General features: G+C 71.4%; 18 protein-coding genes, 1 pseudogene and 1 riboswitch. Of the genes and pseudogenes, 8 read left to right on the top strand and 11 right to left on the bottom strand.

Features of this window, described 5'->3' with window-relative positions:
- Nucleotides 1-267 precede the first annotated feature (267 nt).
- Nucleotides 268-1,413, bottom strand: a complete 1,146-nt coding sequence (locus tag GFH48_RS37605; RefSeq protein WP_153292521.1) for a PP2C family protein-serine/threonine phosphatase — start codon at nucleotides 1,411-1,413, stop codon at nucleotides 268-270.
- An 851-nt stretch (nucleotides 1,414-2,264) separates the two neighbouring features.
- The gene (locus tag GFH48_RS37600) at nucleotides 2,265-2,507 is read right to left on the bottom strand and encodes a DUF5302 domain-containing protein (protein ID WP_153292520.1); all 243 of its coding nucleotides are present in this window, start codon (nucleotides 2,505-2,507) and stop codon (nucleotides 2,265-2,267) included.
- 188 nt (nucleotides 2,508-2,695) lie between these two features.
- On the opposite strand from GFH48_RS37600, the gene GFH48_RS37595 reads away from it, so the two are divergent.
- Nucleotides 2,696-3,193 carry a peptidylprolyl isomerase gene (locus GFH48_RS37595; protein WP_153292519.1) on the top strand — a complete coding sequence of 166 codons (498 nt, stop codon included), beginning with the start codon at nucleotides 2,696-2,698 and terminating at the stop codon, nucleotides 3,191-3,193.
- 335 nt (nucleotides 3,194-3,528) lie between these two features.
- Here the strand turns inward: GFH48_RS37595 and GFH48_RS37590 are convergent, their stop codons facing one another.
- Nucleotides 3,529-3,789: a hypothetical protein gene (locus tag GFH48_RS37590; protein WP_153292518.1), complete on the bottom strand. Its 261-nt coding sequence runs from the start codon at nucleotides 3,787-3,789 to the stop codon at nucleotides 3,529-3,531.
- A gap of 312 nt (nucleotides 3,790-4,101) precedes the next feature.
- Between GFH48_RS37590 and GFH48_RS37585 the strand changes: the two genes are divergently transcribed.
- Nucleotides 4,102-7,308 (top strand): alpha-L-rhamnosidase, encoded by a 3,207-nt coding sequence (locus tag GFH48_RS37585; RefSeq protein ID WP_153292517.1) that lies wholly within the window; start codon nucleotides 4,102-4,104, stop codon nucleotides 7,306-7,308.
- Nucleotides 7,309-7,436: 128 nt separating this feature from the next.
- Here the strand turns inward: GFH48_RS37585 and GFH48_RS37580 are convergent, their stop codons facing one another.
- Nucleotides 7,437-8,084 (bottom strand): CAP domain-containing protein, encoded by a 648-nt coding sequence (locus GFH48_RS37580; RefSeq protein ID WP_322747034.1) that lies wholly within the window; start codon nucleotides 8,082-8,084, stop codon nucleotides 7,437-7,439.
- A gap of 441 nt (nucleotides 8,085-8,525) precedes the next feature.
- On the opposite strand from GFH48_RS37580, the gene GFH48_RS37575 reads away from it, so the two are divergent.
- On the top strand, nucleotides 8,526-8,741 hold the full coding sequence (locus GFH48_RS37575) for a twin-arginine translocase TatA/TatE family subunit (RefSeq protein ID WP_322747017.1): 216 nt from the start codon (nucleotides 8,526-8,528) through the stop codon (nucleotides 8,739-8,741).
- A gap of 448 nt (nucleotides 8,742-9,189) precedes the next feature.
- Here GFH48_RS37575 and GFH48_RS37570 read toward each other — a convergent pair whose 3' ends face one another.
- Nucleotides 9,190-9,765: a TerD family protein gene (locus GFH48_RS37570; protein WP_153292515.1), complete on the bottom strand. Its 576-nt coding sequence runs from the start codon at nucleotides 9,763-9,765 to the stop codon at nucleotides 9,190-9,192.
- Nucleotides 9,766-10,102: 337 nt separating this feature from the next.
- Between GFH48_RS37570 and GFH48_RS37565 the strand changes: the two genes are divergently transcribed.
- Entirely contained in the window at nucleotides 10,103-11,404 is a 1,302-nt protein-coding gene (locus tag GFH48_RS37565) for an LCP family protein (RefSeq protein WP_456114895.1), read from the top strand.
- Between the two features lie 99 nt (nucleotides 11,405-11,503).
- Here GFH48_RS37565 and GFH48_RS37560 read toward each other — a convergent pair whose 3' ends face one another.
- The 3 genes from GFH48_RS37560 to GFH48_RS37550 all read right to left on the bottom strand — a co-directional run bounded on the left by GFH48_RS37560 (nucleotide 11,504) and on the right by GFH48_RS37550 (nucleotide 14,991).
- Nucleotides 11,504-13,891 (bottom strand): ATP-binding cassette domain-containing protein, encoded by a 2,388-nt coding sequence (locus GFH48_RS37560; RefSeq protein ID WP_153292514.1) that lies wholly within the window; start codon nucleotides 13,889-13,891, stop codon nucleotides 11,504-11,506.
- 541 nt (nucleotides 13,892-14,432) lie between these two features.
- A complete protein-coding gene (locus GFH48_RS37555; protein WP_153292513.1) occupies nucleotides 14,433-14,690 on the bottom strand; it encodes a hypothetical protein in 258 nt (85 codons plus the stop codon).
- Nucleotides 14,677-14,991: a DUF6400 family protein gene (locus GFH48_RS37550; protein ID WP_153292512.1), complete on the bottom strand. Its 315-nt coding sequence runs from the start codon at nucleotides 14,989-14,991 to the stop codon at nucleotides 14,677-14,679. The genes GFH48_RS37555 and GFH48_RS37550 overlap by 14 nt, the downstream gene beginning before the upstream one ends.
- Before the next feature lie 552 nt (nucleotides 14,992-15,543).
- Between GFH48_RS37550 and GFH48_RS37545 the strand changes: the two genes are divergently transcribed.
- From GFH48_RS37545 to metE, 4 genes are all read left to right on the top strand, one after another.
- The gene (locus tag GFH48_RS37545) at nucleotides 15,544-17,358 is read left to right on the top strand and encodes a methylmalonyl-CoA mutase subunit beta (protein ID WP_153292511.1); all 1,815 of its coding nucleotides are present in this window, start codon (nucleotides 15,544-15,546) and stop codon (nucleotides 17,356-17,358) included.
- Nucleotides 17,358-19,529, top strand: a complete 2,172-nt coding sequence (gene scpA / locus GFH48_RS37540; RefSeq protein ID WP_153292510.1) for a methylmalonyl-CoA mutase — start codon at nucleotides 17,358-17,360, stop codon at nucleotides 19,527-19,529. Before GFH48_RS37545 ends, scpA begins: the two co-directional genes overlap by 1 nt.
- 5 nt (nucleotides 19,530-19,534) lie before the next feature.
- A complete protein-coding gene (gene meaB / locus GFH48_RS37535; RefSeq protein WP_153292509.1) occupies nucleotides 19,535-20,521 on the top strand; it encodes a methylmalonyl Co-A mutase-associated GTPase MeaB in 987 nt (328 codons plus the stop codon).
- A gap of 177 nt (nucleotides 20,522-20,698) precedes the next feature.
- Nucleotides 20,699-20,919, top strand: a riboswitch (cobalamin riboswitch).
- 163 nt (nucleotides 20,920-21,082) lie between these two features.
- The gene (metE, locus tag GFH48_RS37530; protein WP_153292508.1) at nucleotides 21,083-23,407 is read left to right on the top strand and encodes a 5-methyltetrahydropteroyltriglutamate--homocysteine S-methyltransferase; all 2,325 of its coding nucleotides are present in this window, start codon (nucleotides 21,083-21,085) and stop codon (nucleotides 23,405-23,407) included.
- Between the two features lie 272 nt (nucleotides 23,408-23,679).
- On the opposite strand, the pseudogene GFH48_RS39565 reads toward metE, so the two are convergent.
- From GFH48_RS39565 to GFH48_RS37515, 3 genes and pseudogenes are all read right to left on the bottom strand, one after another.
- Nucleotides 23,680-23,772, bottom strand: a pseudogene (locus GFH48_RS39565) (cysteine hydrolase); the annotation flags it as partial.
- A gap of 63 nt (nucleotides 23,773-23,835) precedes the next feature.
- On the bottom strand, nucleotides 23,836-25,266 hold the full coding sequence (locus GFH48_RS37520) for an MFS transporter (RefSeq protein WP_194280791.1): 1,431 nt from the start codon (nucleotides 25,264-25,266) through the stop codon (nucleotides 23,836-23,838).
- Nucleotides 25,259-25,705, bottom strand: a complete 447-nt coding sequence (locus GFH48_RS37515) for a MarR family winged helix-turn-helix transcriptional regulator (protein WP_153292507.1) — start codon at nucleotides 25,703-25,705, stop codon at nucleotides 25,259-25,261. The genes GFH48_RS37520 and GFH48_RS37515 overlap by 8 nt, the downstream gene beginning before the upstream one ends.
- Between the last annotated feature and the right edge of the window lie 94 nt (nucleotides 25,706-25,799).

Raw genomic sequence — 25,799 nt, 5'->3', positions numbered from 1 at the left:
TCTTCCCGGCCGGAATGTGAAAAGTGCCATAGGCCGCCGCCACCGCCTGGGACGATCACCAGGACCGTACGCCCGGCGTCGGATCGTGCGCGCCCTGCGCCCGGGCACACCATGTCGGCCGACCCGCGTCGCCCCACTCGGAGCACACCACGTCGACCGACCCGCGTCACTCCACTCAGGTCACCCGCACCCACCTCGTCCCACCCTGCGTCACTCCGCTCCGTCCCGTCCCGGTCGAATGCGGCCCTGGTGAGGTGGTTCCCGTCCTCACCGGCCCGGGGGCCGCCCGTATCGCGCGCGGGCCGGCGGCGCGAGTTCTCCGGTGCGGCGGATGGCGATGAGGGCGGCGTCGTCGCCGAAGCGTCCGCCGGCGTGGGCGAGCAGATCGCGCTGCACATGCCGGAGCAGCGACTCCGGCGGTCGGCCGACCCACTGGGCGACGCGTTCCGTGAGCGGATAGAAGACACCGTCGCGGTCGCGGGCTTCGACGACACCGTCGGTGAACAGGAGCAGCGTGTCGTCGACGGCGAAGGGCAGCACGGCGACCGTGACCTCGCCGGGATCGGTGAGTCCGACGCCGAGCGGGGGCGCGGGGGCCAGATCCGGGGCGCTCACCGCGCGGCCCGGCCGGAGCAGCAGCGGCGCGAGGTGGCCGCAGCTGACCAGCCGGACGACGGGATCGTCGTCCGGGATCTCCAGCAGGAGGGCCGTGACGAAGCGCTCCCCCGCTTCGTCGGTGGGCTCGAAGTCGTCGAGGTATCTGGTGAGGCTCCGCTCCAGGGAGCCGGCCAGCGCGGGCAGCCCGGCGTTCTGGTGCACGGCCTCACGGAAGGCGCCGAGCAGGAAGGCGGCCTCGCCGATGGCCGGCAGGCCCTTGCCGCGCACGTCCCCGATCACGACACGGGTGCCCTGCGCGCTGCGGGCGGCCGCGTAGAGGTCGCCGCCGATCTCGGCGTCCTCTTCGGCGGCCAGGTAGACACAGGAGAGCCGCAGGGTGCCGAGCCGGCTCGGCAGCGGCCAGAGCAGTACCCGCTGTGCGGCTTCGGCGACCGACCGTACCCGGGCGAGCTCGCGGCTGTGCCGGTCGCGGATCACGGACAGGATGACGATCAGCGCGGAGAGCACCGCCAGGGCGAACAGCTGCACCAGCACGTTCCGGGAGAGGAGCAGGCCCGAGCGCCAGCCGATGAACGCCTGGGCCGCCATCGCCGCGGCGCCCACGCCTCCCGTGACCAGCGGGCCCGCGCCCCATGCGGTGATGGCCGGCGCGATGACCAGAAGCGGCCCGAGCACGATGTCTGAGGGTGCGACGATGTCCGCGATGGTGATCAGGACGATGAGCGCCACCGGGATCAGCAGCAGCAGACGGTTGGTCCGGCCCGCCTGCGCCAAGCCCCGATTCCACGCCGTCATGGTTTCCACAGTGCACCGCGGCGGGCGGTGCCGCGAACCCGAGGATCACCCGGGCCCGGCGAGGTCTTCCTGACTTCTTACCTGACGTGACCGCTCGTCGCCCGACGCGACCGCCCGCAGTCGCCGCCACACGCTTCCCACCCTCAACACGGCGCACGCACCCGCGGTCGGCTCCGATCCCGTCCAGTCGGGCCTCAAGGTAAGAGTCGGGTGAGGGACGACGCCGGCGGCCGGGCAGGGCCTGGACCGGCCCGTGGTTCACGGCTTCGCCCGGCCGAGCCGGATCATCGGTTCCGAACGCTCGTCCGCCCGGACGGCCCTGCACCACGACGAGCGCGAACTGCGCGTCACCGCCAAGCCACCGGCCGGTACACCCGCGCATTGCTGTCGTGCAAGGGCGGGCGTCCTTGCCTCAAGGTCAACCCACCGCTCCGCCGGGGTAGTTGCCGGCGCCGTCACGACGGCAGCGTGACGGGCAGGACAGTTGCCCCGCGCGACACAGTGCGGGCTCCGACCGGTGCGCTCCACACCGTGCGCTCCCGCCGGTGTATCCGGTGTACGGAGCGGCAGCGGCGCCGCCGCTTCTGCCGTCGTGGCGCGGCGGCGCCGCCTGGCGAGCCGAGCCGTACGGCTGGCTCCGCTCCCGCCCGGGGATGCCCACCCGGCAGCCGCGGACCGCCGACGTACGACTTCACGTGGGCCGCCCCTGCCCCCCGCGGGCGCCGACACACCCGCGCACGACCGATCCCGGCCCGGCTCCCGGCTCCCGGCTCCCGGCTCCCGGCTCCCGGGAACGCACTCATGAGGAAGGCAAGGCCCGCATGAGGAGGGCCCGCGTGGTGCCGTTCGGCTCAGCCGCCGCTCTTGCGGCGGAACGACCGCTGGCTGGACGCCGGTCCGTGCGCTCCGCGGATCTTCGAGGCGTCCGGTTTGCCGTTGCCTCCGGTGCCGTCCGTCTGCGTCCCGCGCTTGCGCTCCAGAGCCTCCCGGAACTTCCGCTTCAGGTCGTACTGGCCGTCCTCGTCGGGCGTCAGGGCGGTGCTCTCGGCCTCGGTGGGCTCCGAACCTTCTTGTGGCTGTGACTCGGCAGTCATGCTGACCTCCTGGGTTCGGGCGCTGGAAGGTACAGCTTGTCATGCCGCCGCCGCGCGGACCGCCGCCGTCGATACGCGGTCCCGGCCGTCCTGGCGTGCGCCCGTCCGCTGGTTAGCACGTGGGGTCGCCGCGCGTCACCCGGGGAGGTGTGTGCCATCCGAGAACCAAGAGATGTGAGGATGTCTTCATGAGCGACAACGTCTACTTCGACATCACCATCAACGACGAGCCCGCGGGACGGATCGTCTTCAAGCTGTTCGACGAAGAGGTACCCAAGACCGCGAGGAACTTCCGCGAGCTGGCCACGGGCGAGCACGGCTTCGGCTACGAGGGTTCGAGCTTCCACCGGGTCATCCCGGACTTCATGCTGCAGGGCGGCGACTTCACCCGGGGCAACGGCACCGGCGGCAAGAGCATCTACGGCGAGAAGTTCGCCGACGAGAACTTCCAGCTCAAGCACACCAAGCCCGGTCAGCTGTCGATGGCGAACGCGGGGCCGAACACCAACGGCTCGCAGTTCTTCATCACCACCATCGTGACCGACTGGCTCGACAACAAGCACGTCGTCTTCGGCGAGGTCGTCGAGGGCATGGACATCGTCAAGCAGGTCGAGGCTCTCGGCTCCCGCGACGGTTCCACCAAGGCGAAGGTCACGATCGCCAAGTCCGGCGTCGTCGGGGCCTGACAGCCACCGTTCGTCGACTCCCCCGGGCCCGGCCCGCGACAGTCCGCCTGTCACACGCGGGCGCCGGGCTCGGGGGCGGCCGACCGTGCCGGGACGTGCCGGCCCGCCCGGAAGGCGCCGGGCCGGAGTGCGCGCCGCGGGAGAGGGCCTTCGCCCGGCTCCCTCACTGAGACCGGAACCCGGGCCCGGCGCCGACCGTGGTCCGGCCGGGCCGGCGGTCCACCCGGCCGCCGGCCCGGCGCGTACCGCCGACGAATCACCGGCGTCTGAAGTCCCACCCTGAAGTCCCCGCCCCGAAGCCCGCGGACGGGCTCGCGGACGCGGCACAGTGAGCTTCAGAACTCGATCGGATGACCGCCGTCGCCGTCGACGACGACACGGTCCTCGCCCGGCTCGTCGGCTCGTTCGACCATCGTGACGTCCACCTGCCCGTCGCCCGTCGTGTCGAACTGGTAGAGGTCGGCCTTGCCGTCGCCCGTGGTGTCGGTCATCCACACATCGGGCTTGCCGTCACCATTGGTGTCGGCACTGAGGACGACATGGTGTTCGTCCCCCCGGGTCTCGATCGCTTCCACCTGGTCTTCGCCGTTGTTCATAGCGGCCGGTTGCCCACCCCCGCCCATCCGAAACAGCACGCGCCGGACCTTCGACGGCCACTGACGGCCGCTGACGGCGGACATCGAAGACGGCGAGGCCGCGTGCCGGCGACCGGCCTTCGGGCATCCGGGAATTGAAACCGTTCAATCGAGCGATCCGCGAGCGCCCCAGGGGGCGCCGAAAGCGCGTTCCACGGTGACGGCCCGTCAAGAAAGTCCCTGCACACTCATTGACCCTCACCCCGCGCGCCCCTACGTTCACCTAAGTCCACCCATGTGAATCGATTCATCATTTCTGCGTGAGGGGCCGTAGTGATCAGTAGGAGGAACATCCTGGCGGGCGCGGCGGCCACGGTGAGTGCCGTGGCCGTCGGAGCCGGACCAGCCGTGGCCGCACCGTCCGCATCCGCTCCGGCGGGAGCCCGGCACGGCGCCCCGCGCGTCACGGTGCCGACCGTCGAGTACGTTCAGCACCCTTTGGGCATCGACGCTCAACACCCCCGGCTGAGCTGGCCGGTGGCCTCGGACGAGCCGGGCATGCGCCAGAGCGCCTATCAGATTCGCGTCGCCTCCAGCGCCCCGGGTCTCTCCCACCCTGACGTCTGGGACAGCGGGAAGGTCACCTCCGGCGACTCGGTCCTCGTGCCCTACGCGGGCCCCCGACTCGAGCCGCGGACACGCTACTTCTGGACCGTGCGGGTGTGGGGCACCGACGGCGGTGTCTCCGGCTGGAGCGAGCCGTCGTGGTGGGAGACCGGTCTCATGGACGCCGCCCAGTGGTCCGCGCAGTGGGTCTCCGCTCCCCCGGCCCTCACCGACGCGCCGTCCCTCGAAGGCAGTGCCTGGATCTGGTTCCCGGAGGGGGACCCGGCCAACAGCGCCCCGGCGGTGACCCGTTGGTTCCGCCGTGGCGTCGAGCTCCCCGGCGGAATCACCGCGGCGACCCTGGCCATCACCGCGGACAACGTCTACGCCGTCTCCGTGAACGGCACCGAGGTGGCCCGCACCGACCTGGCGACGGACAACGAGGGCTGGCGCCGTCCGGCCGTCGTCGACGTCCTCGCCCAGGTCCGTTCCGGCACGAACGTCCTCGCGGTCTCGGCGACCAACGCGAGCGAGGGACCCGCCGGCCTGGTTGCCGTCCTCACGCTCCACACCGCGTCGGGCGAGCAGCGGATCGTCACCGACGCCTCGTGGAGGTCGACGGACAAGGAACCCGCCGGCGCCTGGCGCGAAGCCGGTTTCGACGACAGCGCCTGGCCCGCGGCCAAGGAGGCCGCCGCGTGGGGAGCGGGACCGTGGGGCCGGGTCGTCCCCGCTTCGTACGCCGCCAACCAGCTGCGGCACGAGTTCAGGCTGCCCCGCAAGAAGGTCTCCCGTGCGCGCCTGTACGCCACGGCCCTCGGTCTGTACGAGGCCCATCTCAACGGCCGCCGCGTGGGCCGTGACCAGCTCGCTCCGGGCTGGACCGACTACCGCGAGCGCGTCCAGTACCAGACTTACGACGTCACCGCGCTGCTGCGGTCGGGCGGCAACGCCCTCGGCGTGTACGTGGCGCCGGGCTGGTACGCGGGCAACGTCGGCATGTTCGGTCCCCACCAGTACGGTGAACGCCCCGCGCTGCTTGCTCAGTTGGAGGTCGAGTACGCCGACGGGACGAGCGAGCGGATCACCTCGGGACCGGACTGGCGGGCCACCTCCGGGCCGATCGTCGCCGCCGATCTGCTGGGAGGCGAGACGTACGACGCGCGCAAGGAGACCGCCGGCTGGACCTCGCCCGGTTTCGACGACCGGGCCTGGCTCGCCGTCCGTGGCGCGGGCGACGCCGTTCCCGCCCGGATCGTCGCGCAGGTGGACGGTCCGGTCCGGGTGGCCGAGGAACTCCCGGTCAAGAAGGTGACCGAACCCGAGCCGGGAGTCTTCGTCCTCGACCTGGGCCAGAACATGGTCGGCTCCGTGCGTCTGCGGGTGAAGGGCAGGGCGGGAACGACCGTACGTCTGCGGCACGCCGAGGTCCTCAACCCGGACGGCACCCTGTACACCGCGAACCTGCGCACGGCCGCGGCGACCGACACGTACACCCTCAAGGGCGGCGGCGAGGAGACCTACGAGCCCCGCTTCACCTTCCACGGCTTCCGCTACGTCGAACTGACCGGTTTCCCCGGCACCCCCACCGCGAAGGCCGTGACCGGCCGCGTCATGCACACGTCCGCCCCCTTCACCTTCGAGTTCGAGACGAACGTCCCGATGCTCAACCAGCTGCACAGCAACATCACCTGGGGCCAGCGCGGCAACTTCCTCTCCGTCCCGACGGACACCCCCGCGCGCGACGAGCGGCTGGGCTGGACCGGCGACATCAACGTCTTCGCGCCGACGGCGGCCTACACGATGGAGTCGGCCCGCTTCCTCAGCAAGTGGCTCGTCGACCTGCGCGACGGGCAGACGGCGGACGGCGCGTTCACGGACGTGGCGCCCATGGTCGGCACGGTCGGCAACGGCGTCGCCGGGTGGGGCGACGCGGGAGTCACGGTCCCCTGGTCCCTGTACCAGGCGTACGGGGACCGGCAGGTGCTGGAGGACGCCTGGCCGTCGGTCCGGTCCTGGCTGAAGTACCTGGAGAAGAACAGCGACAGGCTGCTGCGGCCGGCCGGCGGATACGGAGACTGGCTGAACGTCGACGACGAGACGCCGAAGGACGTCATCGCCACCGCGTACTTCGCGCACAGTGCCGACCTCGCGTCCCGGATCGCCCAGGAGATCGGCGAGGACACCGCTCCCTGGCTCGATCTCTTCGGCCGGATACGCGAGGCGTTCCAGCGGGCCTATGTCACCGCCGAGGGCAGGGTGAAGGGTGACACACAGACGGCGTACGTCCTCTCCCTGTCCATGAACCTGCTGCCGGACGCCCTGAGGAAGGCCGCGGCCGACCGTCTCGTCGCCCTGATCGAGGCCAAGGACTGGCATCTGTCGACGGGTTTCCTCGGTACGCCCCGGCTGCTGCCCGTCCTCACCGACACGGGCCACACCGACGTCGCCTACCGGCTGCTGCAGCAGCGCACGTTCCCCAGCTGGGGTTACCAGATCGACAAGGGCTCCACCACGATGTGGGAACGCTGGGACTCCATCAAACCCGACGGGAGCTTCCAGACCCCGGACATGAACTCCTTCAACCACTACGCCTACGGCTCGGTCGGCGAGTGGATGTACACGAACATCGCCGGTATCGCGGCGGGCCGGCCCGGCTACCGCGAGATCGTCGTACGGCCCCGCCCGGGCGGCGACGTCACCTCCGCCCGCGCCACGTTCACCTCGGTCTACGGTCCTGTCTCCACCCAGTGGCACCAGCGGTCCGGCCGTTTCACGCTGACCTGCGGCGTGCCTCCCAACACGACGGCGGAGGTGTGGATCCCCGCGGCTGACCGACGCGCGGTCACCCACGACCACGGCACCTTCCTGCGCGAGGAGGACGGCTGCGCGGTGTACCGGGTCGGTTCCGGCACCCACCGGTTCAGCGCGTAGCGCGCAATGTGCGGGGCCCGGCCGCGCCATGCGGACAAGCCGGGCCCCGCACCCCCTCACCCCCCGGGTCGCGGGCATCACCGCGCGACAGCGCGCCGCACTCCGCGCCACCCCGACCGCCGGACCGCTCACGCCCGCCCGGCCGCAGCGCCACCGAGTACGCCAGAAGGGCGCGCACTGCCGGAAGGCACCGACCGGCGGCCTGTTCCGAAGTCCTGGGTCCAGTAGCTGCCGGGCTGTGCGAGGCCGACGCCGATCTCCGTGAACCCGCACGTCAGGATGTTGCGCCTGTGGCCGGGGCTGGACATCCAGGCCGCCATGACCGCGGCGGCGGTGGAGTATCCGTACGCGACGTTCTCGCCGTACGCGCTCCAGTCGTAGCCGGCACGGGTGATCCGCCGGCCCGGACCCGAACCGTCGGATCCCCGATGGGACATGTTCCGGTGGCCCGCCATGTCCGCACTGTGACGCCGAGCGGCCTTCGACAGCTTCGCGTTCAGCGTCACCGGTGAGCAACCCGCCTTGCCACGAGCCCTGTTGACGAGGGCCACGACGTGATCCACGACCCGGGAACCCGGGGCCGCCGCGTCGGGGGCGCCCAGGCGCGCGGCGGGTGCAGGGGAGCCGGGCACGGTGGCCGGCCGTGCAGTCGTCACCGTCCGCCACGAGGTCCATGGTCCACCGCTCCACCGCCCCTCGGCGGACGCCCCCTTCCCACCCGCCCTCCGGCCGTGGGCCCCGACATCCCCGGTCCCCCGTTCCGCCGGGGAGGCCATGGCGGCGGACGGTATCGCCAACACGCTGAGCACGAGCGCGGCGACGCCCGCCGTCCGACAGCGCGCCTTCCTGCGGTACTTCCTCAAGCGGACCTCGCCGGGTGGTGGAGCGTGGGACGTCATGGTCGGAACCTGTGCGCGGGGGGGCGACGAACATCACCCCTACCCGCCACCGAAGTGCGCGACGACGCTCGCATCGGGTGTGCGGGCGTGCGGGCCCGGCTCACGGGAGCGTGACGCCGAACGGCGCGTCCTCAGGGCGCCCCGCACCCGTGACGAGGAGCGCGATCCTGTACGGCCCACGGGCGAGCGGGAACACGGGCTTGTCGGGAGATCACGATGCCGGGAGACTTCTACAGCACTGTAGATTTACGCTGCGTCGGCCGGTACGCCGTACCGTGCGACGTCCGCCACCGAGAGAGAGCAGACCTGATGTTCGGCATGAGCGAACTGGCCGTGATCCTGCTGGTCGTCGTCGTGGTCCTCGGGATCAGGAAACTGCCCGAGCTGACCCGGTCGGCGGGGAAGGCGGCCCGGATCTTCAAGAGCGAGACCGGGGCGCTCAAGGAGCGGAACTCCGGTGGCGGGCCCGCCGGTTCGGACCGGATCGTCCAGGGCACGGTCGTGGAGGAGGACACGCGGTCACCGCGTACCTGACGGAGTTGGGGTGGAGCGTGGCCACGGCCGCCCGTCCGTCACCTCACACATCCGGCCGGGCGCGCCGCCCGGCACCGCGCGCACCCGGCCAACCGCGAGACGTCGTCCGCCACTTCGCCGACCCGACCGGGCGATGGCGACGTCCGTTCACGGATGCGCGTCGACGGCCGACGCCACGTCCCGGACGGCGTGCGGGACGGGGCTTCCGGACCGTGACGCGCGGTGGTCGCCGCGGCCAGGGCGGCGTCCGGCCCCGCGTGACGACCGATGCGCCGGGGTCGTACGAAGTCCGCGCCGTCCGGCGGCCGGAGGCGGGACGCACGGAACCGGCGACCCCCTCGCGGCCTGGCCGGACGGCCCGTTCGGCGTTCACGTCGTGCGGGCGGGTGAGGACCGCGGCACGGCCCTCACCTCCGACCGCGGGCGCTGCGCCCGTCAGACGTTGACGTCAGACGTTGACGCCGAAGTCGGCTGCGATCCCTGCCAGTCCGGAGGCGTACCCCTGGCCCACCGCGCGGAACTTCCACTCGGCACCGTTGCGGTACAGCTCCCCGAAGACCATCGCGGTCTCCGTGGAGGCGTCCTCGGACAGGTCGTAGCGGGCGAGTTCGGTGCCGCCGGCCTGGTTGACCACCCGGATGAAGGCGTTACGGATCTGTCCGAAGCTCTGCCCGCGGGCCTCGGCGTCATGGATCGACACCGGGAAGACGATCTTGTCGACGTCGGCGGGTACGGCAGCGAGGTTCACCTTGACACTCTCGTCGTCGCCCTCGCCCTCGCCGGTCAGGTTGTCGCCGGTGTGCTCGACCGAACCGTCCGGGCTCTTCAGGTTGTTGTAGAAGACGAAGTGCTGGTCCGAGACGACCTTGCCCGACGTGTTCAACAGGAGCGCGGAGGCGTCCAGGTCGAAGTCCGCGCCGGTGGTGGTCCGAACGTCCCAGCCCAGCCCCACCAGCACCGCGGTCAGACCCGGCGCCTCCTTGCTCAGCGAGACGTTGCCGCCCTTGCCCAGGGAAACACCCATGGCTGATCCCTCCACGTAGTCGGTCGGTTCGGGTCCGCCGAACGGACCCATTCAGAATCTACAACACTGTAGAAATCAAGGTGGGGGCGGTGCTGGGCGACCGCGACGACGGTGCGGCACCCGGAAGGCCCGAGGGGGCGGTGAGGTGGTGAACGCGGCGTCGCCCGGGACCGTAACTACGTCGACGGCTGCGTAGAGTTCGAGGCTCACGTGACCGGACGGTCGTGAACAGCGTGGCAGCGGACGGGCGATCGGGCCGGAGGTGGTCGGGGTGGGGCAGCGGGGCGTACAGCGATCGGGGGATACGCGCAAGGGAGGACGCCGAACACTGCTGTGGGTGGCGGGAGTTCTGTCGGCGATACTCCTCGCCGTCGCCGGTGTGGGTGCCTGGGTGTACAAGGATCTCAACGGCAACATCCAGGCAGCGGACCTCGACAACAAGCTCGGCGAGGACCGGCCCGCCAACCTCAGTCCGGGCTCCAAGAACATCCTGCTGGTCGGTTCGGACTCCCGCGCGGGCGGCAACGCCAAGTACGGCAAGGGGCTGACGACCATGCAGTCGGACACCCTGATGGTCCTGCACATCGCCGCCGACCGGAAATGGGCCACCGCCGTGTCGTTCCCCCGGGACTCCTGGGTGCGGATCCCGGCCTGCGCCAAGGGCGACGGAAGTACGTCCACCGTCCACCGCTTCAAGATCAACGAGGCGTTCGCGATCGGCGGGAGCAACGGGAAGGTCGCCGACGCCGCCGCCTGCACCATCAAGACGGTCGAGCGGAACACCGGGCTGCGCATCGACCACTTCATGTCCATCGACTTCCAGGGCTTCAAGGGCATGGTCAACGCGCTGGACGGTATCGAGGTCTGCCCCGAGCGGGCCATCCACGACACCAAGGCCCACCTCGACCTCAAGGCCGGGTGCCAGACCATCAGGGACGAGAAGGCACTCGGTTACGTCCGTGCCCGCTACAGCGTCGGCGACGGCTCCGACCTCGGACGCATCGGCCGCCAGCAGGAGTTCATGCAGGCCCTCGCCGAGAAGGCGCAGTCGAAACTGACCAGTCCCGGTTCCCTGTACGACTTCCTTCAGTCGGCGACCAAGTCGCTCACCACGGACAAGGATCTGGCCGGCATCAAGCCCCTGTACGGTCTGGCGTCCCAGGTCAAGGGCATCCCGAGCGACCGCCTCGCCTTCCTGACCGTGCCGAACTACCCGCGCGAGGCCGACGTGCCCGCCGACCAGGCCAACGTGGTGTGGCAGTACCCGCAGGCCGCCGATCTGTTCACGGCGCTGGCCAAGGACCACGAAGTCCGCAAGAAGCAACTCCAGGCGAGGGCGGCGGACTTGGTGTACGCGTCGTCGGTGCGCGTGCAGGTCCTCAACGGCACGGGGATCGGCGGACGGGCCGCGGCCGTCGCGGAGCAGCTCCGCGAGGTGGGCTTCACCGTCGTCGCCACCGGTAACGCGCCCTCTCCGGTGCGCACGACGACGGTCAGCCACCCCCGGGGACTCGAACGGCAGGCGGCCGTGCTCGTCTCCCGGCTCCCCGGGGTCGCCGCGGAGCGCAACAGCACGGCTACGGCCGACGCGGTGACCCTGGTGGTCGGCCCGGACTTCAGGCTCGACTCCGTGCGCTAGCGGCCCCTGGGACGCGCCGGATCAGCCGCGCGGGACGAGCCGGATCGGGGGAACCGGCTCGTCCCGAGGAGCAGTTGGCCCTGCGGCCGGCGCCCCGGGTCAGCCGCCGACGTAGGCCGCGAGGTGCTCGCCGGTGACGGTGGAACGGTCGGCGACGAGATCGGCCGGGGTGCCCTCGAAGACGATCCGGCCACCGTCGTGACCGGCCCCGGGACCGAGGTCGATGATCCAGTCGGCGTGCGCCATGACCGCCTGGTGGTGCTCGACGACGATGACCGACTTGCCGGAGTCGACGAGCCGGTCGAGCAGGCCGAGCAACTGCTCGACGTCGGCGAGGTGGAGGCCGGCGGTCGGCTCGTCGAGGACGTAGACACCGCCCTTGTCGGCCATGTGCGTGGCCAGTCTGAGTCGCTGCCGTTCACCGCCGGACAGGGTGGTGAGCGGCTGACCGAGCGTGAGATAGCCGAGGCCGACGTCGGCGAGGCGGCCGAGGACACGGAGCGCGGCCGGCGTACTCGCCTCGCCGGTCCCGAAGAACTCCTGGGCCTCGGTCACCGACATCGCGAGCACCTCGCTGATGTCGCGGCCACCGAGGTGGTACTCCAGCACCGACGCGTCGAACCGCTTGCCCTCGCACTCCTCGCAGGTGGAAGTGACACCGGCCATCATCGCCAGGTCGGTGTAGATGACGCCGACTCCGTTGCAATGGGGGCACGCACCCTCGGAGTTGGCGCTGAACAGGGCCGGCTTGACGCCGTTGGCCTTCGCGAACGCCTTACGGATCGGGTCGAGCAGTCCGGTGTACGTGGCCGGATTGCTCCGTCGCGAGCCGCGGACAGCGCTCTGGTCGACCGACACCACACCCTCACCGGCGGGGATGGACCCGTGCACGAGCGAGCTCTTGCCGGAGCCCGCGACGCCCGTGACGACGGCGAGGACCCCGAGCGGGATGTCGACGTCGACGTCCCGGAGGTTGTGTGTCGTCGCGCCGCGGATCTCCAGCGTTCCGGTGGCCTCGCGCACCGTCTCCTTGACGCGGGCACGGTCGTCGAAGTGGCGGCCGGTGATGGTGCCGCCCGCCCGCAGGCCCTCGACGGTCCCTTCGAAGCAGAGCGTGCCGCCGCCCGTACCGGCGCCGGGGCCGAGGTCGACGACGTGGTCGGCGATCGCGATCACCTCCGGCTTGTGCTCCACGACGAGCACCGTGTTGCCCTTGTCCCGCAGGCGCAGCAGCAGGCCGTTCATGCGCTGGATGTCATGCGGATGCAGGCCTGTGGTGGGCTCGTCGAAGACGTACGTGACGTCGGTGAGCGAGGAGCCGAGGTGGCGGATCATCTTGACGCGCTGTGCCTCGCCGCCCGACAGGGTGCCCGAGGGCCGGTCGAGCGAGAGGTAGCCGAGGCCGATCTCGGCGAACGAGTCGAGGGTGTGTCCCAGCGCCGCGGACAGTGGCGCGACGGACGGCTCGTCCACACCCCGCACCCACTCGGCCAGGTCGCTGATCTGCATCGCGCAGGCGTCGGCGATGCTGATCCCGGCGATCTTCGACGAGCGGGCCGCCTCGCTCAGCCGGGTGCCGTCGCACTCGGGGCAGACGGTGAACGTCATCGCCCGCTCCACGAACGCGCGGACGTGCGGCTGCAACGCGTCGACGTCCTTGGAGAGCATCGACTTCTGGATCTTCGGGATCAACCCCTCGTACGTCAGGTTGATCCCCTCGACCTTGATCTTGGTCGGCTCCTTGTGGAGGAGGTCGTGCAGCTCCTTCTTGGTGTACTTGCGGATCGGCTTGTCCGGGTCGAAGAAACCGCTGCCCTTGAAGATGCGGCCGTACCAGCCGTCCATGCTGTAGCCGGGGACCGTGAGGGCACCCTCGCCGAGCGACTTGCTGTCGTCGTACAGCTGGGAGAGGTCGATGTCGGTGACCGTGCCCCGGCCCTCGCAGCGCGGGCACATGCCGCCGAGGCGGTTGAAGGTCGCCTTCACCGTCTTCTTGGCCCCGCGCTCGACCGTGATCGCGCCACTCGCGCGGACCGAGGGCACGTTGAAGGCGAACGCGCCCGGTGAGCCGATGTGCGGCTGCCCGAGCCGGCTGAAGAGGATGCGCAGCATCGCGTTGGCGTCGGTGGCGGTACCGACCGTGGAGCGCGGGTCCGCGCCCATGCGCTGCTGGTCCACGATGATCGCGGTGGTCAGGCCTTCGAGTACGTCGACCTCGGGCCGTGCCAGCGTCGGCATGAAGCCCTGCACGAAGGAGCTGTAGGTCTCGTTGATCAGCCGCTGCGACTCGGCGGCGATCGTGCCGAACACCAGGGAGCTCTTGCCCGAGCCGGAGACTCCGGTGAACACGGTCAGCCGACGCTTGGGGATCTCGACGCTGACGTCCTTGAGGTTGTTCACACGCGCGCCGAGCACGCGGATCAGGTCGTGGCTGTCGGCACCGTGTGGCGCAGGCGCCTGCGTGCCCGTCCTCGTGACCTTGCTCATCGTGTCTCCATCTGTTGCGCGGGGCCGCGCTCACGGTCCCGGTCGTCGACGCCCGGCTCGATCCAACCACCTTCGGGCACTACGGCCGGCACGCTCCAGCTCCGACCCATGGGCTCCGGACCCCGGCCGTACGCCCCCATGGGCTCCGGACCCCGGCCGTACGCAGTGCCGCCGGGGTGTCCCGGCGGCACCCGGCCGACGTGCCGTGCCGGAGGAATCCCCCGGGAAGGGTGACGTCCATGACCGTCACGGTAGCCGCGGCCGGCGGGTCCGGGCTTCTCGATTCCTGATCGATCCCGCCACCCGGGGTCCGAGGGGCCCGCAGGCCGGGTGCGGGCCGCGTACGAGTGTCTCGACGTCACTGGGCCGACGCGTCCCCGACGACCGGCGGGCCGCCGGTGCGCGGCGGGCCCGGAGGGGCCGGAGGGGCCGCGAGGGCCGGGTGTCCGCGGCGACGGCGGGACGGACGCGCCGCCCGGCGGCTCCTCGGGCGGCCCCGTGCGGGAGCCGGCCGGGACGACCGGTCGACCGGGCCCGGGCGTCAGCTCCGCGGACCGCCGCCGGTGACGCGGTTCCACAGGGACCGCGTGGCGCCGAAGCCGCTCTCGTGCACCCAGACATGCGTGCACGACGGGCACTGGAGGTGGAGCAGACTGCCGGTGTTGGTGAGCAGGTAGCGCCAGTGCGCGGAGCACGAGCGCCGCTGCTCGCACGGCTCGCAGCCGCGGCTGTCGTCGCAGTTCGGACAGGCCACCCACGCACGGCGCCCGAGGTCCGCCTGCGGGTCAAGCGGCAGCATGGCCGCCGCCTCGCCGGGGCAGCACACCGGCCGCGACGAGTTCGTCGTACACCCGTCGCTGCTCGTCGTCGAGGCCGGAGTACAGGAGGTCGTAGGCCGCCTCCTCGCCGCGCAGTGCCTCGACCGGGCTCCAGTCGGCGCCGAGCGCGTCCAGAACGTGGACCTGCCGGAGCACCTCCTGCGAGGTGAGGTCGACGGCGAAGTCCACCAGCTCGGGGTGCTCAGGTCGTCCGGCTTCGGGCGTGGGCCGGCCGGCGGCCTCGTCCGGGCCGTGCGGATGTGGGGGGTTATGTGAAGCCATGCCACAGAACTTAGGTTTGCCTTTCTTGCTGGGGCAAGAGGGGGTGGGAGAAGTCACAGCAGGCCGGCGACCCTGGTCACACCCCTGGTCACCCACGGCGACGATCCCCCGCCGGGCCCTGCGACCTCGGTCGGCCCCGCCACGCCCTCGACGGCGATCCCGGTCGAAAGATGATCATGCCGGTCGACACCCGCATCTTCACGGACAACCCGACTCGTGAGGGCTCCCCGTTCCCCGGCCGTGCCCTCCGGAGCAGGCCACCCACCTCGCGGCTTCGCCGTTGCCGCGCAAGGGCGGGGCGCCTGCGATGACCTTCCGTCAGAACACGGCGGCACGCGCCTTCTTCCGGCCCCGGCGCGCCCGCGCCCCGCCCTCCGGCGGGCGGCGCCGCCGCCTTCGGGCCTCCGCGGGCCGCGAGGCACCCGGCATTGTCCGACGCGGAGGTGTTCCCGTGGCGGAGAACCGGCCGAACGGCCAAAAGATATGAGAAGAGTGCTAGGTCACAGCCGTGCCCTCTGCTGCACCTTTGTAGGTCTGCCCTAGCATCCGAGCATGACGGTCCTGCCTGACGACGAGTTTTCGCTGGCCGCCGAGTTTCCTGACGCGACTCATGAGCAGTGGCAGCGCCTCGTGGCAGGCGTTCTGCGCAAGTCGGGCAAGGAAGTCTCGGGCTCAGCGGCCGAAGACGCCCTGTCCACCTCGGTGGAGGACGGGCTCACGACCCGCCCCCTGTACACCGCGCTCGACTCCGCGCCCGATCCCGGCTTCCCCGGCTTCGCTCCCTTCGTACGCGGAGGCCGCGCCGAGGGGAACACCACCGGCGGCTGGGACGTACGGCAGCGGCACGCGGCGGTCAAGGACGGCGCGGTGCTCGCGGACCTGGAGAACGGCGTCACCTCGCTCTGGCTGCTCGTCGGCGAGCGCGGCATCCCGGTGTCGTCACTCCCCGGACTTCTGGACGGCGTCTATCTCGACCTGGCGCCCGTCGTCCTGGACGCCGGGCACGAAACCGATGCCGCGGCAAGGGAGTTGCTCGCGCTCTACGAGAAGCGCGGCGTCGCGCCAGGGGACGTGCGCGGAAACCTCGGCGCCGACCCGTTGGGCCATGAGGCCCGTACGGGGAAGGGGTTCGACGTCGGACCGGTGACCGGGCTCGCGCGGCGCTGTGCCGCCGAGTACCCGGGACTGCGGGCGCTCACCGTGGACGCGCTGCCGTACCACGAGGCCGGCAGCTCGGCCGCGCAGGAACTGGGCTGCTCACTCGCCACCGGCGTCGCCTATCTCCGCGAGCTGACCGCGGCCGGGATGCCCGTCGAACTCGCCTCCGGCCAGCTGGAGTTCCGCTACGCGGCCACCGCCGACCAGTTCCTGACCATCGCCAAGCTGCGGGCCGCGCGCAGGCTCTGGGCGCGGGTCGCCGAGGTCTGCGGGGCTCCCGGCGCGCAGCTCCAGCACGCCGTGACCTCACCGGTGATGATGTCGCGACGCGACCCTTGGGTGAACATGCTGCGCACCACGGTCGCCACGCTGGCCGCCGGAGTGGGCGGCGCCGACGCGGTCACCGTGCTCCCCTTCGACGACGCGCTCGGTGTGCCGGACGCGTTCGCGCGGCGCGTCGCCCGCAACACCTCGACGATCCTGGTCGAGGAGTCGCATCTGGCCCGGGTGATCGACCCGGCGGGCGGGTCCTGGTACGTGGAGCGACTCACCGACGAACTGGCCCACGCCGGCTGGGAGTTCTTCCAGCAGATCGAACGCTCGGGCGGCCAGGCCGCCGCGCTGCGCTCGGGCCGGGTGGGCGAGGACCTGGCCAGAACCTGGGCCGCGCGCAGCGCGAAGCTCGCGAAACGGCGCGAACCCATCACCGGTGTCAGCGAGTTCCCGCACCTCGCGGAGCGCCTCGTGGAACGCGAACCGGCGCCCGAGCCGCCGCCGGGAGGCCTCCCCCGCGTACGGCGCGACGAGGCGTACGAGTCGCTGCGCGCCCGCTCCGACGCCCATCTCGCGGCCACCGGCAGCCGGCCGCGGATCTTCCTGGCCACCCTGGGCCCCGCAGCCGCCCACACCGCGCGCGCGACCTTCGCCTCGAACCTCTTCCAGGCGGGCGGTATCGAGCCTGTCACCGGAGAGCCCACCGCCGAGGCGTTCCGCGCCGGCGGTGCCACCGAGGTCTGCCTGTGTTCCAGTGACGCGCTGTACGAGGAGCAGGCCGCAGCGGCGGCCGAGGTGCTCAGGTCGGCGGGCGCGCACCATGTGTTCCTCGCCGGGCGCCCCGGGCAGTACACCGATGTCGACGCGTACGTGTTCGCGGGCTGCGACGCCGTGGACGTACTCTCCACCACCCTCGACCGTATGGGAGTGTCCTGATGGGAATCCCCGACTTCTCCGGGATCGAACTGGGGACGCCCACCGCCGAGGGCGGCGCCGACGAGTGGCGCGCCGCCGTGAAGGGGGCTTCCGGAGGCGACGACCTGCTCTGGGAGACGCCCGAGGCCATCGCGGTCAAGCCGCTGTACACCGGCCGTGACCTGGAGGGCCTGGACTTCCTGGGCACCTACCCGGGCGTCGCGCCGTATCTGCGCGGCCCGTACCCGACGATGTACGTCAACCAGCCCTGGACCATCCGCCAGTACGCCGGCTTCTCCACCGCCGAGGAGTCCAACGCGTTCTACCGGCGGAATCTGGCGGCCGGCCAGAAGGGCCTGTCCGTCGCCTTCGACCTGCCGACCCACCGCGGTTACGACAGCGACCACCCCCGGGTGACGGGTGACGTCGGCATGGCGGGCGTCGCCATCGACTCGATCTACGACATGCGGCAGCTCTTCGACGGCATTCCGCTGGACAAGATGACGGTGTCGATGACGATGAACGGCGCGGTACTGCCCGTGCTCGCGCTGTACATCGTGGCCGCCGAGGAGCAGGGCGTTCCGCCCGAGAAGCTGGCCGGGACCATCCAGAACGACATCCTCAAGGAGTTCATGGTCCGCAACACCTACATCTATCCGCCGAAGCCGTCGATGCGGATCATCTCGGACATCTTCGCCTACACCTCCCAGCGGATGCCGCGCTACAACTCCATCTCCATCTCCGGGTACCACATCCAGGAGGCGGGCGCGACGGCCGACCTGGAGCTGGCCTACACCCTCGCGGACGGCGTGGAGTACCTGCGGGCAGGGCTGGAGGCCGGGCTGGACGTGGACGCGTTCGCCCCCCGGCTCTCGTTCTTCTGGGCGATCGGCATGAACTTCTTCATGGAGATCGCGAAGATGCGGGCCGCCCGGCTGCTGTGGGCCAAGCTGGTCGAACAGTTCGACCCGCAGAACGCCAAGTCCCTCTCCCTGCGCACGCATTCGCAGACCTCGGGCTGGTCGCTGACCGCGCAGGACGTGTTCAACAACGTGACGCGCACCTGCGTGGAGGCGATGGCCGCCACCCAGGGCCACACCCAGTCGCTGCACACCAACGCCCTCGACGAGGCGCTCGCCCTGCCCACCGACTTCTCGGCGCGCATCGCCCGCAACACCCAGCTCCTGATCCAGCAGGAGTCGGGCACGACACGGGTGATCGACCCGTGGGGCGGCAGCGCGTACGTGGAGAAGCTGACGTACGACCTGGCGCGCCGGGCCTGGCAGCACATCGAGGAGGTCGAGGCGGCGGGCGGCATGGCGCAGGCCATCGACGCGGGCATCCCGAAGCTGCGCGTGGAGGAGGCCGCGGCCCGCACCCAGGCGCGGATCGACTCGGGCCGCCAGCCGGTCATCGGCGTCAACAAGTACCGGGTCGACACCGACGAACAGATCGACGTCCTCAAGGTCGACAACTCCTCCGTGCGGACTCAGCAGATCGAGAAGCTGCGGCGGCTGCGCGCGGAGCGTGACGAGTCCGCGTGCCAGGATTCGCTGCGCGCGCTGACGGCGGCCGCCGAGGGCACCGGCAACCTGCTGGAGCTGGCGGTGAACGCGGCGCGCGCCAAGGCCACCGTCGGTGAGATCTCCGACGCTCTGGAGAAGGTCTACGGGCGGCATTCGAGTCAGATCCGTACGATCTCGGGTGTGTACCGCAACGAAGCAGGCGAGTCGCCGTCCGTGGAGCGCACCCGCACACGGGTGGACGCCTTCGAGCAGTCCGAGGGCCGCCGGCCGCGCATCCTGGTGGCCAAGATGGGCCAGGACGGGCATGACCGCGGGCAGAAGGTCATCGCCACCGCCTTCGCCGACCTCGGCTTCGACGTGGACGTCGGCCCGCTGTTCCAGACCCCGGCCGAGGTGGCACGGCAGGCCGTCGAGGCCGACGTGCACATCGTCGGGGTGTCCTCGCTGGCCGCCGGACACCTCACCCTGGTCCCGGCGCTGCGCGAGCAACTGGCCGAGGAGGGGCGCGAGGACATCATGATCGTGGTGGGCGGGGTGATTCCGCCTCAGGACGTGCCGACCCTGCTGGAGATGGGCGCGGCGGCCGTCTTCCCGCCGGGCACGGTGATCCCGGACGCGGCGTACGACCTGGTGGAACGGCTGGCCACCGGTCTCGGACACGGCTGAGGCCCATGGCGATCGACCTCGACTCCTATGTGAAGGGCGTGCTCGACGGGAAGCGTGCGTATATCGCACGGGCCATCACCCTCGTCGAGTCGACCCGGGCCGACCACCGTCCCCTGGCGCAGGCCCTGCTGACCCAGTTGCTGCCACACGGCGGCAGGGCCCGGCGCATCGGCATCACCGGAGTGCCCGGTGTGGGCAAGTCGACCTTCATCGACGCCCTCGGCACGATGCTCACCTCGCTCGGGCACCGGGTCGCGGTGCTCGCCGTCGACCCCTCGTCGAGCCGTACGGGCGGTTCGATCCTGGGTGACAAGACCCGTATGGAGCGTCTGGCGGTGGACCCCGCCGCCTTCGTACGTCCCTCCCCCACCGCGGGCACCCTCGGCGGGGTGGCGAAGGCGACGCGCGAGTCGATGGTGGTGATGGAGGCCGCGGGCTACGACGTGATCCTGGTGGAGACGGTCGGCGTCGGCCAGTCGGAGACCGCGGTGGCGAACATGGTCGACTCCTTCCTGCTGCTCACGCTGGCCCGCACCGGCGACCAGTTGCAGGGCATCAAGAAGGGGGTCCTGGAGCTCGCGGACGTGATCACCGTGAACAAGGCGGACGGACCGCACGAGCGCGACGCGCGTTCCGCGGCACGGGAGTTGGCGGGCGCCCTTCGTCTGATGCACCCGGTGGACGCGGCCTGGACTCCCCCCGTGCTGAGTTGCAGCGCCCGCGAGTCGACCGGCCTGGACACCGTCTGGGAACGTCTCGAACAGCACCGCGTCCTGCTGGACTCGACCGGCCGCCTCACCGCCAAACGCCGCGACCAGCAGGTCGACTGGACCTGGACGATGGTCCGCGACGAGCTCCTCGGCCGGCTGCACGCGGATCCTGCGGTACGAGCCCTCACGCCCGCCCTCGAACAGCAGGTCAGGGACGGGGATGTGACGGCCACGCTGGCGGCGGAGCGCATCCTGGGCGTGTTCGGCGGCGCGGTGAACTGACCCGGCGCCGCACGGCCCGTCCACGACGGGACCCGGCACCGTGTCCCCGAGGCGGACACGGCGCCCGCCCGTGCGGGCCCCTGGTCACGCCCTGCCGGGGAGCGGGCACCGCGGCCGGTGTCCCATGTCACCGTCCGCGATGTGAGCCGCTCCCTCCACGGGACCGCGTCGCACCCTAGGGTGGTCGGTGCAGCTGGTTCGCCCCGTCCGCCAGGCGGGATGCGTCGTAAGAGGGAACCCGGTGGGAATCCGGGACTGCCCCGCAGCGGTGAGTGGGAACGAACGCCGTCATACGCACTGGGTCCGACCGGGTCCGGGAAGCGACGGCCAGTAGGTGGACGCCCTTCGGGGAATCCGTGCCCGCGAGTCCGAAGACCTGCCCGTTGCCCGCGCGCGACCGTTCGCGCGCGGACATCCCGGTGACCTCGTGGGCGGGTCGGCGTACATACCGGCGGACGGCCGCGCCTCGCGGCGCGGGCGGATCCCGGCCGGTTCGTCACCCCTTCGCGCTCACGTCCCGTCGCCGGGATCTCAGGGAGACATCTCGCGAAGGAGATTTCCGTGACAGCCAAGCCCGCAGCCGCGGCAGCACGGGCCACCGTGTACGGCTACCCCCGCCAAGGTCCGGACCGTGAGCTGAAGAAGGCGATCGAGGGCTACTGGAAGGGCCGGACCACCGCCGACGCCCTCCGGGAGACCGCCTCCGGACTGCGCCGGTCGAACTGGCGGGACCTGGCGGAGTCCGGCATCCACGAGGTGCCCACCGGCGACTTCTCGTACTACGACCACGTCCTCGACACCAGTGTCATGGTCGGTGCCGTCCCCGAGCGGCACCGCAAGGCCGTCGAAGCCGACCCGCTCGACGGGTACTTCGCGATGGCGCGCGGCACCCAGGACGTGGCGCCGCTGGAGATGACCAAGTGGTTCGACACCAACTATCACTACCTGGTGCCGGAGTTGGGTCCGGACACGGTGTTCAGGACGGACTCCGCCCAGCAGGTCGGGCAACTCAGGGAGGCGATCGCCCTCGGTCTCGCGGCCCGGCCGGTCCTCGTCGGTCCGGTCACCTATCTCCTGCTGGCCAAGCCGGCCCCCGGGGTCGCCGCGGACTTCGAGCCGCTGACCCTGCTGGACCGGCTGCTGCCCGTGTACGCCGAGGTGCTCGCCGACCTGCGCGCGGCGGGAGCCGACTGGGTGCAGCTCGACGAGCCCGCCCTAGTCCAGGACCGTACGCAGGCCGAACTCGACGCCACCGCACGTGCCTACCGCGGTCTCGGCACGCTGACCGACCGGCCGAAGCTGCTGATCGCCTCCTACTTCGACCGGCTCGGCGACGCGCTGCCCGTCCTGGCCAAGGCGCCGGTGGACGGTCTCGCCATGGACTTCACCGGCGCGGCGGCCGCCAACCTCGACGCCCTGGCCGCCGTCGGCGGACTACCCGGAAAGCGCCTGGTGGCCGGCGTGGTCGACGGCCGCAACATCTGGGTCGCCGACCTGGAGAGGTCGCTCGGCACCCTCGGCACCCTGCTCGGGCTCGCCGGCCGGGTGGACGTCTCCGCCTCCTGCTCGCTCGTGCACGTTCCGCTCGACGCGTCCGTCGAGCGGGACATCGACCCGCAGATCCTGCGCTGGCTCGCCTTCGCCCGCCAGAAGACGGCGGAGATCTCCGTCCTCGCCAGGGGCCTCGCCCGGGGAACCGACACCATCGCCGCCGAACTGGCCGCCAACCGGGCCGACCTCGCGTCCCGTGCGGCCTCCGCGATCACCCGTGACAGCGCCGTACGGGCCAGGACGGCCGCGGTCACCGACGCCGACGGCCACCGCTCCCTGCCGTACGCAGAGCGGGCCGGCGCCCAGCGCGCCCGCCTCGGTCTGCCGCTGCTGCCGACCACCACCATCGGGTCGTTCCCGCAGACCGCGCGCGTGCGCACGGCCCGCGCCGACCTGCGGAGCCGCCGGATCGACGTCGACGGGTACGAGGAGCGCGTCAGGAACGAGATCCGACAGGTGATCTCCTTCCAGGAGGAGGCCGGTCTCGACGTACTGGTGCACGGCGAACCCGAACGCAACGACATGGTGCAGTACTTCGCCGAACAGCTGACGGGTTACCTCGCCACGCGGCACGGGTGGGTCCAGTCGTACGGCACCCGCTACGTCCGCCCGCCGGTCCTGGCCGGCGACATCTCACGGCCCGGACCGATGACCGTGCGCTGGACGACGTACGCCCAGTCGCTCACCGCCAGGCCGGTCAAGGGGATGCTCACCGGACCGGTGACCATGCTCGCGTGGTCCTTCGTCCGTGACGACCAGCCCCTTGGCGACACCGCCCGCCAGGTCGCCCTGGCCCTGCGCGACGAGGTCGACGACCTGGAGGCGGCCGGGACCCCGGTCATCCAGGTCGACGAACCCGCGCTGCGCGAGACACTGCCCCTGCGCGCCGCCGACCGCCCCGCCTACCTGGACTGGGCCACCGAGGCGTTCCGGCTCACCACCGGCGGCGTCCGGCCGGACACCCAGATCCACACCCACATGTGCTACGCGGAGTTCGGCGACATCGTGCAGGCCATCGACGACCTCGACGCGGACGTCATCAGCCTGGAGGCGGCCCGGTCCCACATGCAGGTCGCCCGCGAACTCGCCGGTCACGGCTATCCGCGTGAGGCCGGACCCGGTGTGTACGACATCCACTCACCCCGCGTACCGAGCGCACAGGAGGCCGCGGAACTGCTGCGTACCGGCCTGGAGGCGATCCCGCCCGAGCGGCTGTGGGTCAATCCCGACTGCGGCCTGAAGACCCGTGCCTGGCCGGAGGTGCGGGCGGCACTGGAGAACCTGGTGGCGGCCGCCCGTGAGGTCCGGGGCGACCTGGCACCGCCGGTCTCCTGAGACCGGCGTGGCCGGGGCGGACCACCGGCTCGGTCCGCCCCGGCCACGTCCGCCGCTCCCGCGGGCGGTCGTCCGCGAGCGCCGGTCCCCACCGGCCCGTTCACGAACCGGCCGGTCCCCACCGGCCCGTTCACGAACCGGTGTCGAGGGCGCGGGGCCGCTGCTCGACGGTCGTGACCTCGCCGCGCCGGGTGAGGACGTCGTTCACGAGCGTGTGGTGCGGGGTCGGTGTCGGGATCGGCGCGGGCGTCGGACAGGAAGGTGACCTCGTGGTCGAGGTCGGCTGCCCGCAGGGCGGTGGACAGGACGACGCCGCCCGTGGCGATGCCGGCCAGGACGAGGTGACCGAGCTGGAGATCCCTCACGAGGAGGGCTGTGCGGGGGACGGTCCGCGCTCTCGTTCAGGTGTGCCGGGAGCCATCCGTGGTCTATGACGCCCTCGGCGCATCGGCCGAGGTGTCCTTGTCCGTCGCGCGGCCGAGTGTGCGGTCGAAGGCGGTCAGCAGGAGGTAGAGCACGCCCGCGCCGAACATGACCCAGGCGAGGTGGTGCATGCCGCCGGTGTCGGCGCGCCGCCCGAAGGAGGCGGCCGTCGTGGAGGAGGCGACCATCGAGCCGACGTAGGCGAAGGTGCGCAGCAGGCCGGCCGATGACGCGGTCCGCTCGGGATCCGCCTGGAAGTACACGGAGTTCTGCAGGGCCAGGCTGTTCAGTCCCTGGGGGACGCCGAAGACGAGCGCGACGAGAACCAGCGTCCAGACGGGGCTGTCCCGGGTGAGCGTCAGCATCACCACACAGGCGACGATCTGCCCCACCCCGCCGACGAGCAGCTTGCCGCGCACACCCTCGCGCCGCCCGGACACGATCGAGACACCGATGGCCACCAGGAACATGGGGATCTGCGCCAGCCCCGCGTGCAGGGGCGAGAGCCCGAAGCCCTCTTCCGTCCACTGGGTGAACCCGTAGAGGAAGGCGTAGGAGACGGTGTAGGCGACCAGCGCGCGCCCGTAGGTGGCCAGTAGCGGCGTGTTGCCGCCCAACACCCGCAGATCGATGAACGGGGTCGCGGCCCGTAGCTCCCGCACCGCGAACGCGGCGCTCGCGGCGATGACGGTCACCAGCAGGTACCAGTCGCGCAGGTGCGGGTTCATCAGGAACAGCAGCAGCGCGACGAGCGTCACGGCGAACAGCGCCATGCCGGCCAGGTCGAGCTGGGTCGCGAGGCGTCCGCGCCGCGGGGATTCCCCGGTACCGGACTCCACGGGCAGCCGGAACAGGCCCAGCAGCACGGCCGCGACAGCCAGCGGCACGTTCAGCGCGAAGGTCGCGCGCCAGCCGCCCAGAGCGATCAGGAGGCCGCCGAGGAGCGGGCCGATCACGGCGATGGTCTGGTTGGTGACCGCCAGGGCGGTCAGTACCCCACCCGGGCTGTCCCGCCCGGTGCGCCTGGCCTCGCTGCGCAGCAGCGCCATCGCGGCGGGATATCCGGCGCAGGTGCCGAAGCCGAGGAGGACGCGCGAGGCGATCAGCACCCCCAGGTTCGGCGCCAGGGTGCCGACGACACCGGCGACGCCGACGAGGCTCGTGCTCACGAGGAAGAGCCTGCGCGGCCCGAAGACGTCGATGAGGCGGCCGACGACGGGCTGCCCCAGAGCGGTGGCCAGGTAGAGGGCGGAGACCAGCCACGCGGTCTGCGAGGGAGGCGCGCCCAACGCGTCGCCGATGGGTATGAGCGAGACGGCGATGATCGTGGAGTTGACCGGGTTCAGGACGGAACCCAGCATCATCGGCGGCAGCAGCCGCCGGTCGAAGCCCGCCGTCGCCGTCGTGCCCCGCTCCTCCGTCCTCGGGTCACTCATGGGTGAGGCGCTCCAGTACCGTCATGGCGGCCATCACGGTCCGTCGTTCCTCCTCCGTGCACTGCTCCTGCAGCCGGCCGGCAAGCCACTCCTGCCGGACCTGCCGTCCCTCCTCCACCCGCCGGTACCCCTCCTCGGTCAGCGCGATCAGCAGACGGCGCCGGTCGTCGGGGTCGGGTCGCCGTTCCACCAGTCCGAGGGCCGTCAGCGACGCGACCGTCGTGGTCATCGACTGGTGCCGCACCCCCTCGGCCGCGGCGAGCTCACTCGCCGTGACGCCCCGCTCGCCGGAGAGCCGGGTGAGGACGGACGCCTGCCCCAGGGTGATGTCCTCGGATTCGGCGGCGTTCAGGATGCGGCGCCGCAGGCGGCTGATGACCGTACGGACCTGTCGCGAGGCCTGCACCGCCGAGGGCGACAGAGGGGGGCTCTCATGCATGCGTCCCACAGTAGAACCCGCAGCTTTAGTTGTACAGTTTCAGCTGTACAATTTGACACTGTGAAGGAGGGACCCGGCCCGGACATCGGCCGCG

The sequence above is a fragment of the Streptomyces fagopyri genome, assembly GCF_009498275.1.
GTDB classification, from domain to species: domain Bacteria; phylum Actinomycetota; class Actinomycetes; order Streptomycetales; family Streptomycetaceae; genus Streptomyces; species Streptomyces fagopyri.
The sequence above is the reverse complement of the archived record's forward strand: the minus strand, read 5'-3'. Positions and strand labels throughout refer to the sequence as shown.

Excerpts from the sequence above, each read along its gene's own strand:
- meaB (WP_153292509.1), top strand. The coding sequence starts at position 19,535 with ATGGCGATCGACCTCGACTCCTATGTGAAGGGCGTGCTCGACGGGAAG.
- GFH48_RS37595 (WP_153292519.1), top strand. The coding sequence starts at position 2,696 with ATGAGCGACAACGTCTACTTCGACATCACCATCAACGACGAGCCCGCG.
- GFH48_RS37550 (WP_153292512.1), bottom strand. The coding sequence starts at position 14,991 with ATGGCTTCACATAACCCCCCACATCCGCACGGCCCGGACGAGGCCGCC.
- GFH48_RS37545 (WP_153292511.1), top strand. The coding sequence starts at position 15,544 with ATGACGGTCCTGCCTGACGACGAGTTTTCGCTGGCCGCCGAGTTTCCT.
- GFH48_RS37570 (WP_153292515.1), bottom strand. The coding sequence starts at position 9,765 with ATGGGTGTTTCCCTGGGCAAGGGCGGCAACGTCTCGCTGAGCAAGGAG.
- scpA (WP_153292510.1), top strand. The coding sequence starts at position 17,358 with ATGGGAATCCCCGACTTCTCCGGGATCGAACTGGGGACGCCCACCGCC.
- GFH48_RS37515 (WP_153292507.1), bottom strand. The coding sequence starts at position 25,705 with ATGCATGAGAGCCCCCCTCTGTCGCCCTCGGCGGTGCAGGCCTCGCGA.
- GFH48_RS37555 (WP_153292513.1), bottom strand. The coding sequence starts at position 14,690 with ATGCTGCCGCTTGACCCGCAGGCGGACCTCGGGCGCCGTGCGTGGGTG.
- GFH48_RS37605 (WP_153292521.1), bottom strand. The coding sequence starts at position 1,413 with ATGACGGCGTGGAATCGGGGCTTGGCGCAGGCGGGCCGGACCAACCGT.
- GFH48_RS37580 (WP_322747034.1), bottom strand. The coding sequence starts at position 8,084 with ATGGCCTCCCCGGCGGAACGGGGGACCGGGGATGTCGGGGCCCACGGC.
- GFH48_RS37590 (WP_153292518.1), bottom strand. The coding sequence starts at position 3,789 with ATGAACAACGGCGAAGACCAGGTGGAAGCGATCGAGACCCGGGGGGAC.
- GFH48_RS37575 (WP_322747017.1), top strand. The coding sequence starts at position 8,526 with ATGAGCGAACTGGCCGTGATCCTGCTGGTCGTCGTCGTGGTCCTCGGG.
- GFH48_RS37560 (WP_153292514.1), bottom strand. The coding sequence starts at position 13,891 with ATGAGCAAGGTCACGAGGACGGGCACGCAGGCGCCTGCGCCACACGGT.
- GFH48_RS37520 (WP_194280791.1), bottom strand. The coding sequence starts at position 25,266 with ATGAGTGACCCGAGGACGGAGGAGCGGGGCACGACGGCGACGGCGGGC.
- GFH48_RS37600 (WP_153292520.1), bottom strand. The coding sequence starts at position 2,507 with ATGACTGCCGAGTCACAGCCACAAGAAGGTTCGGAGCCCACCGAGGCC.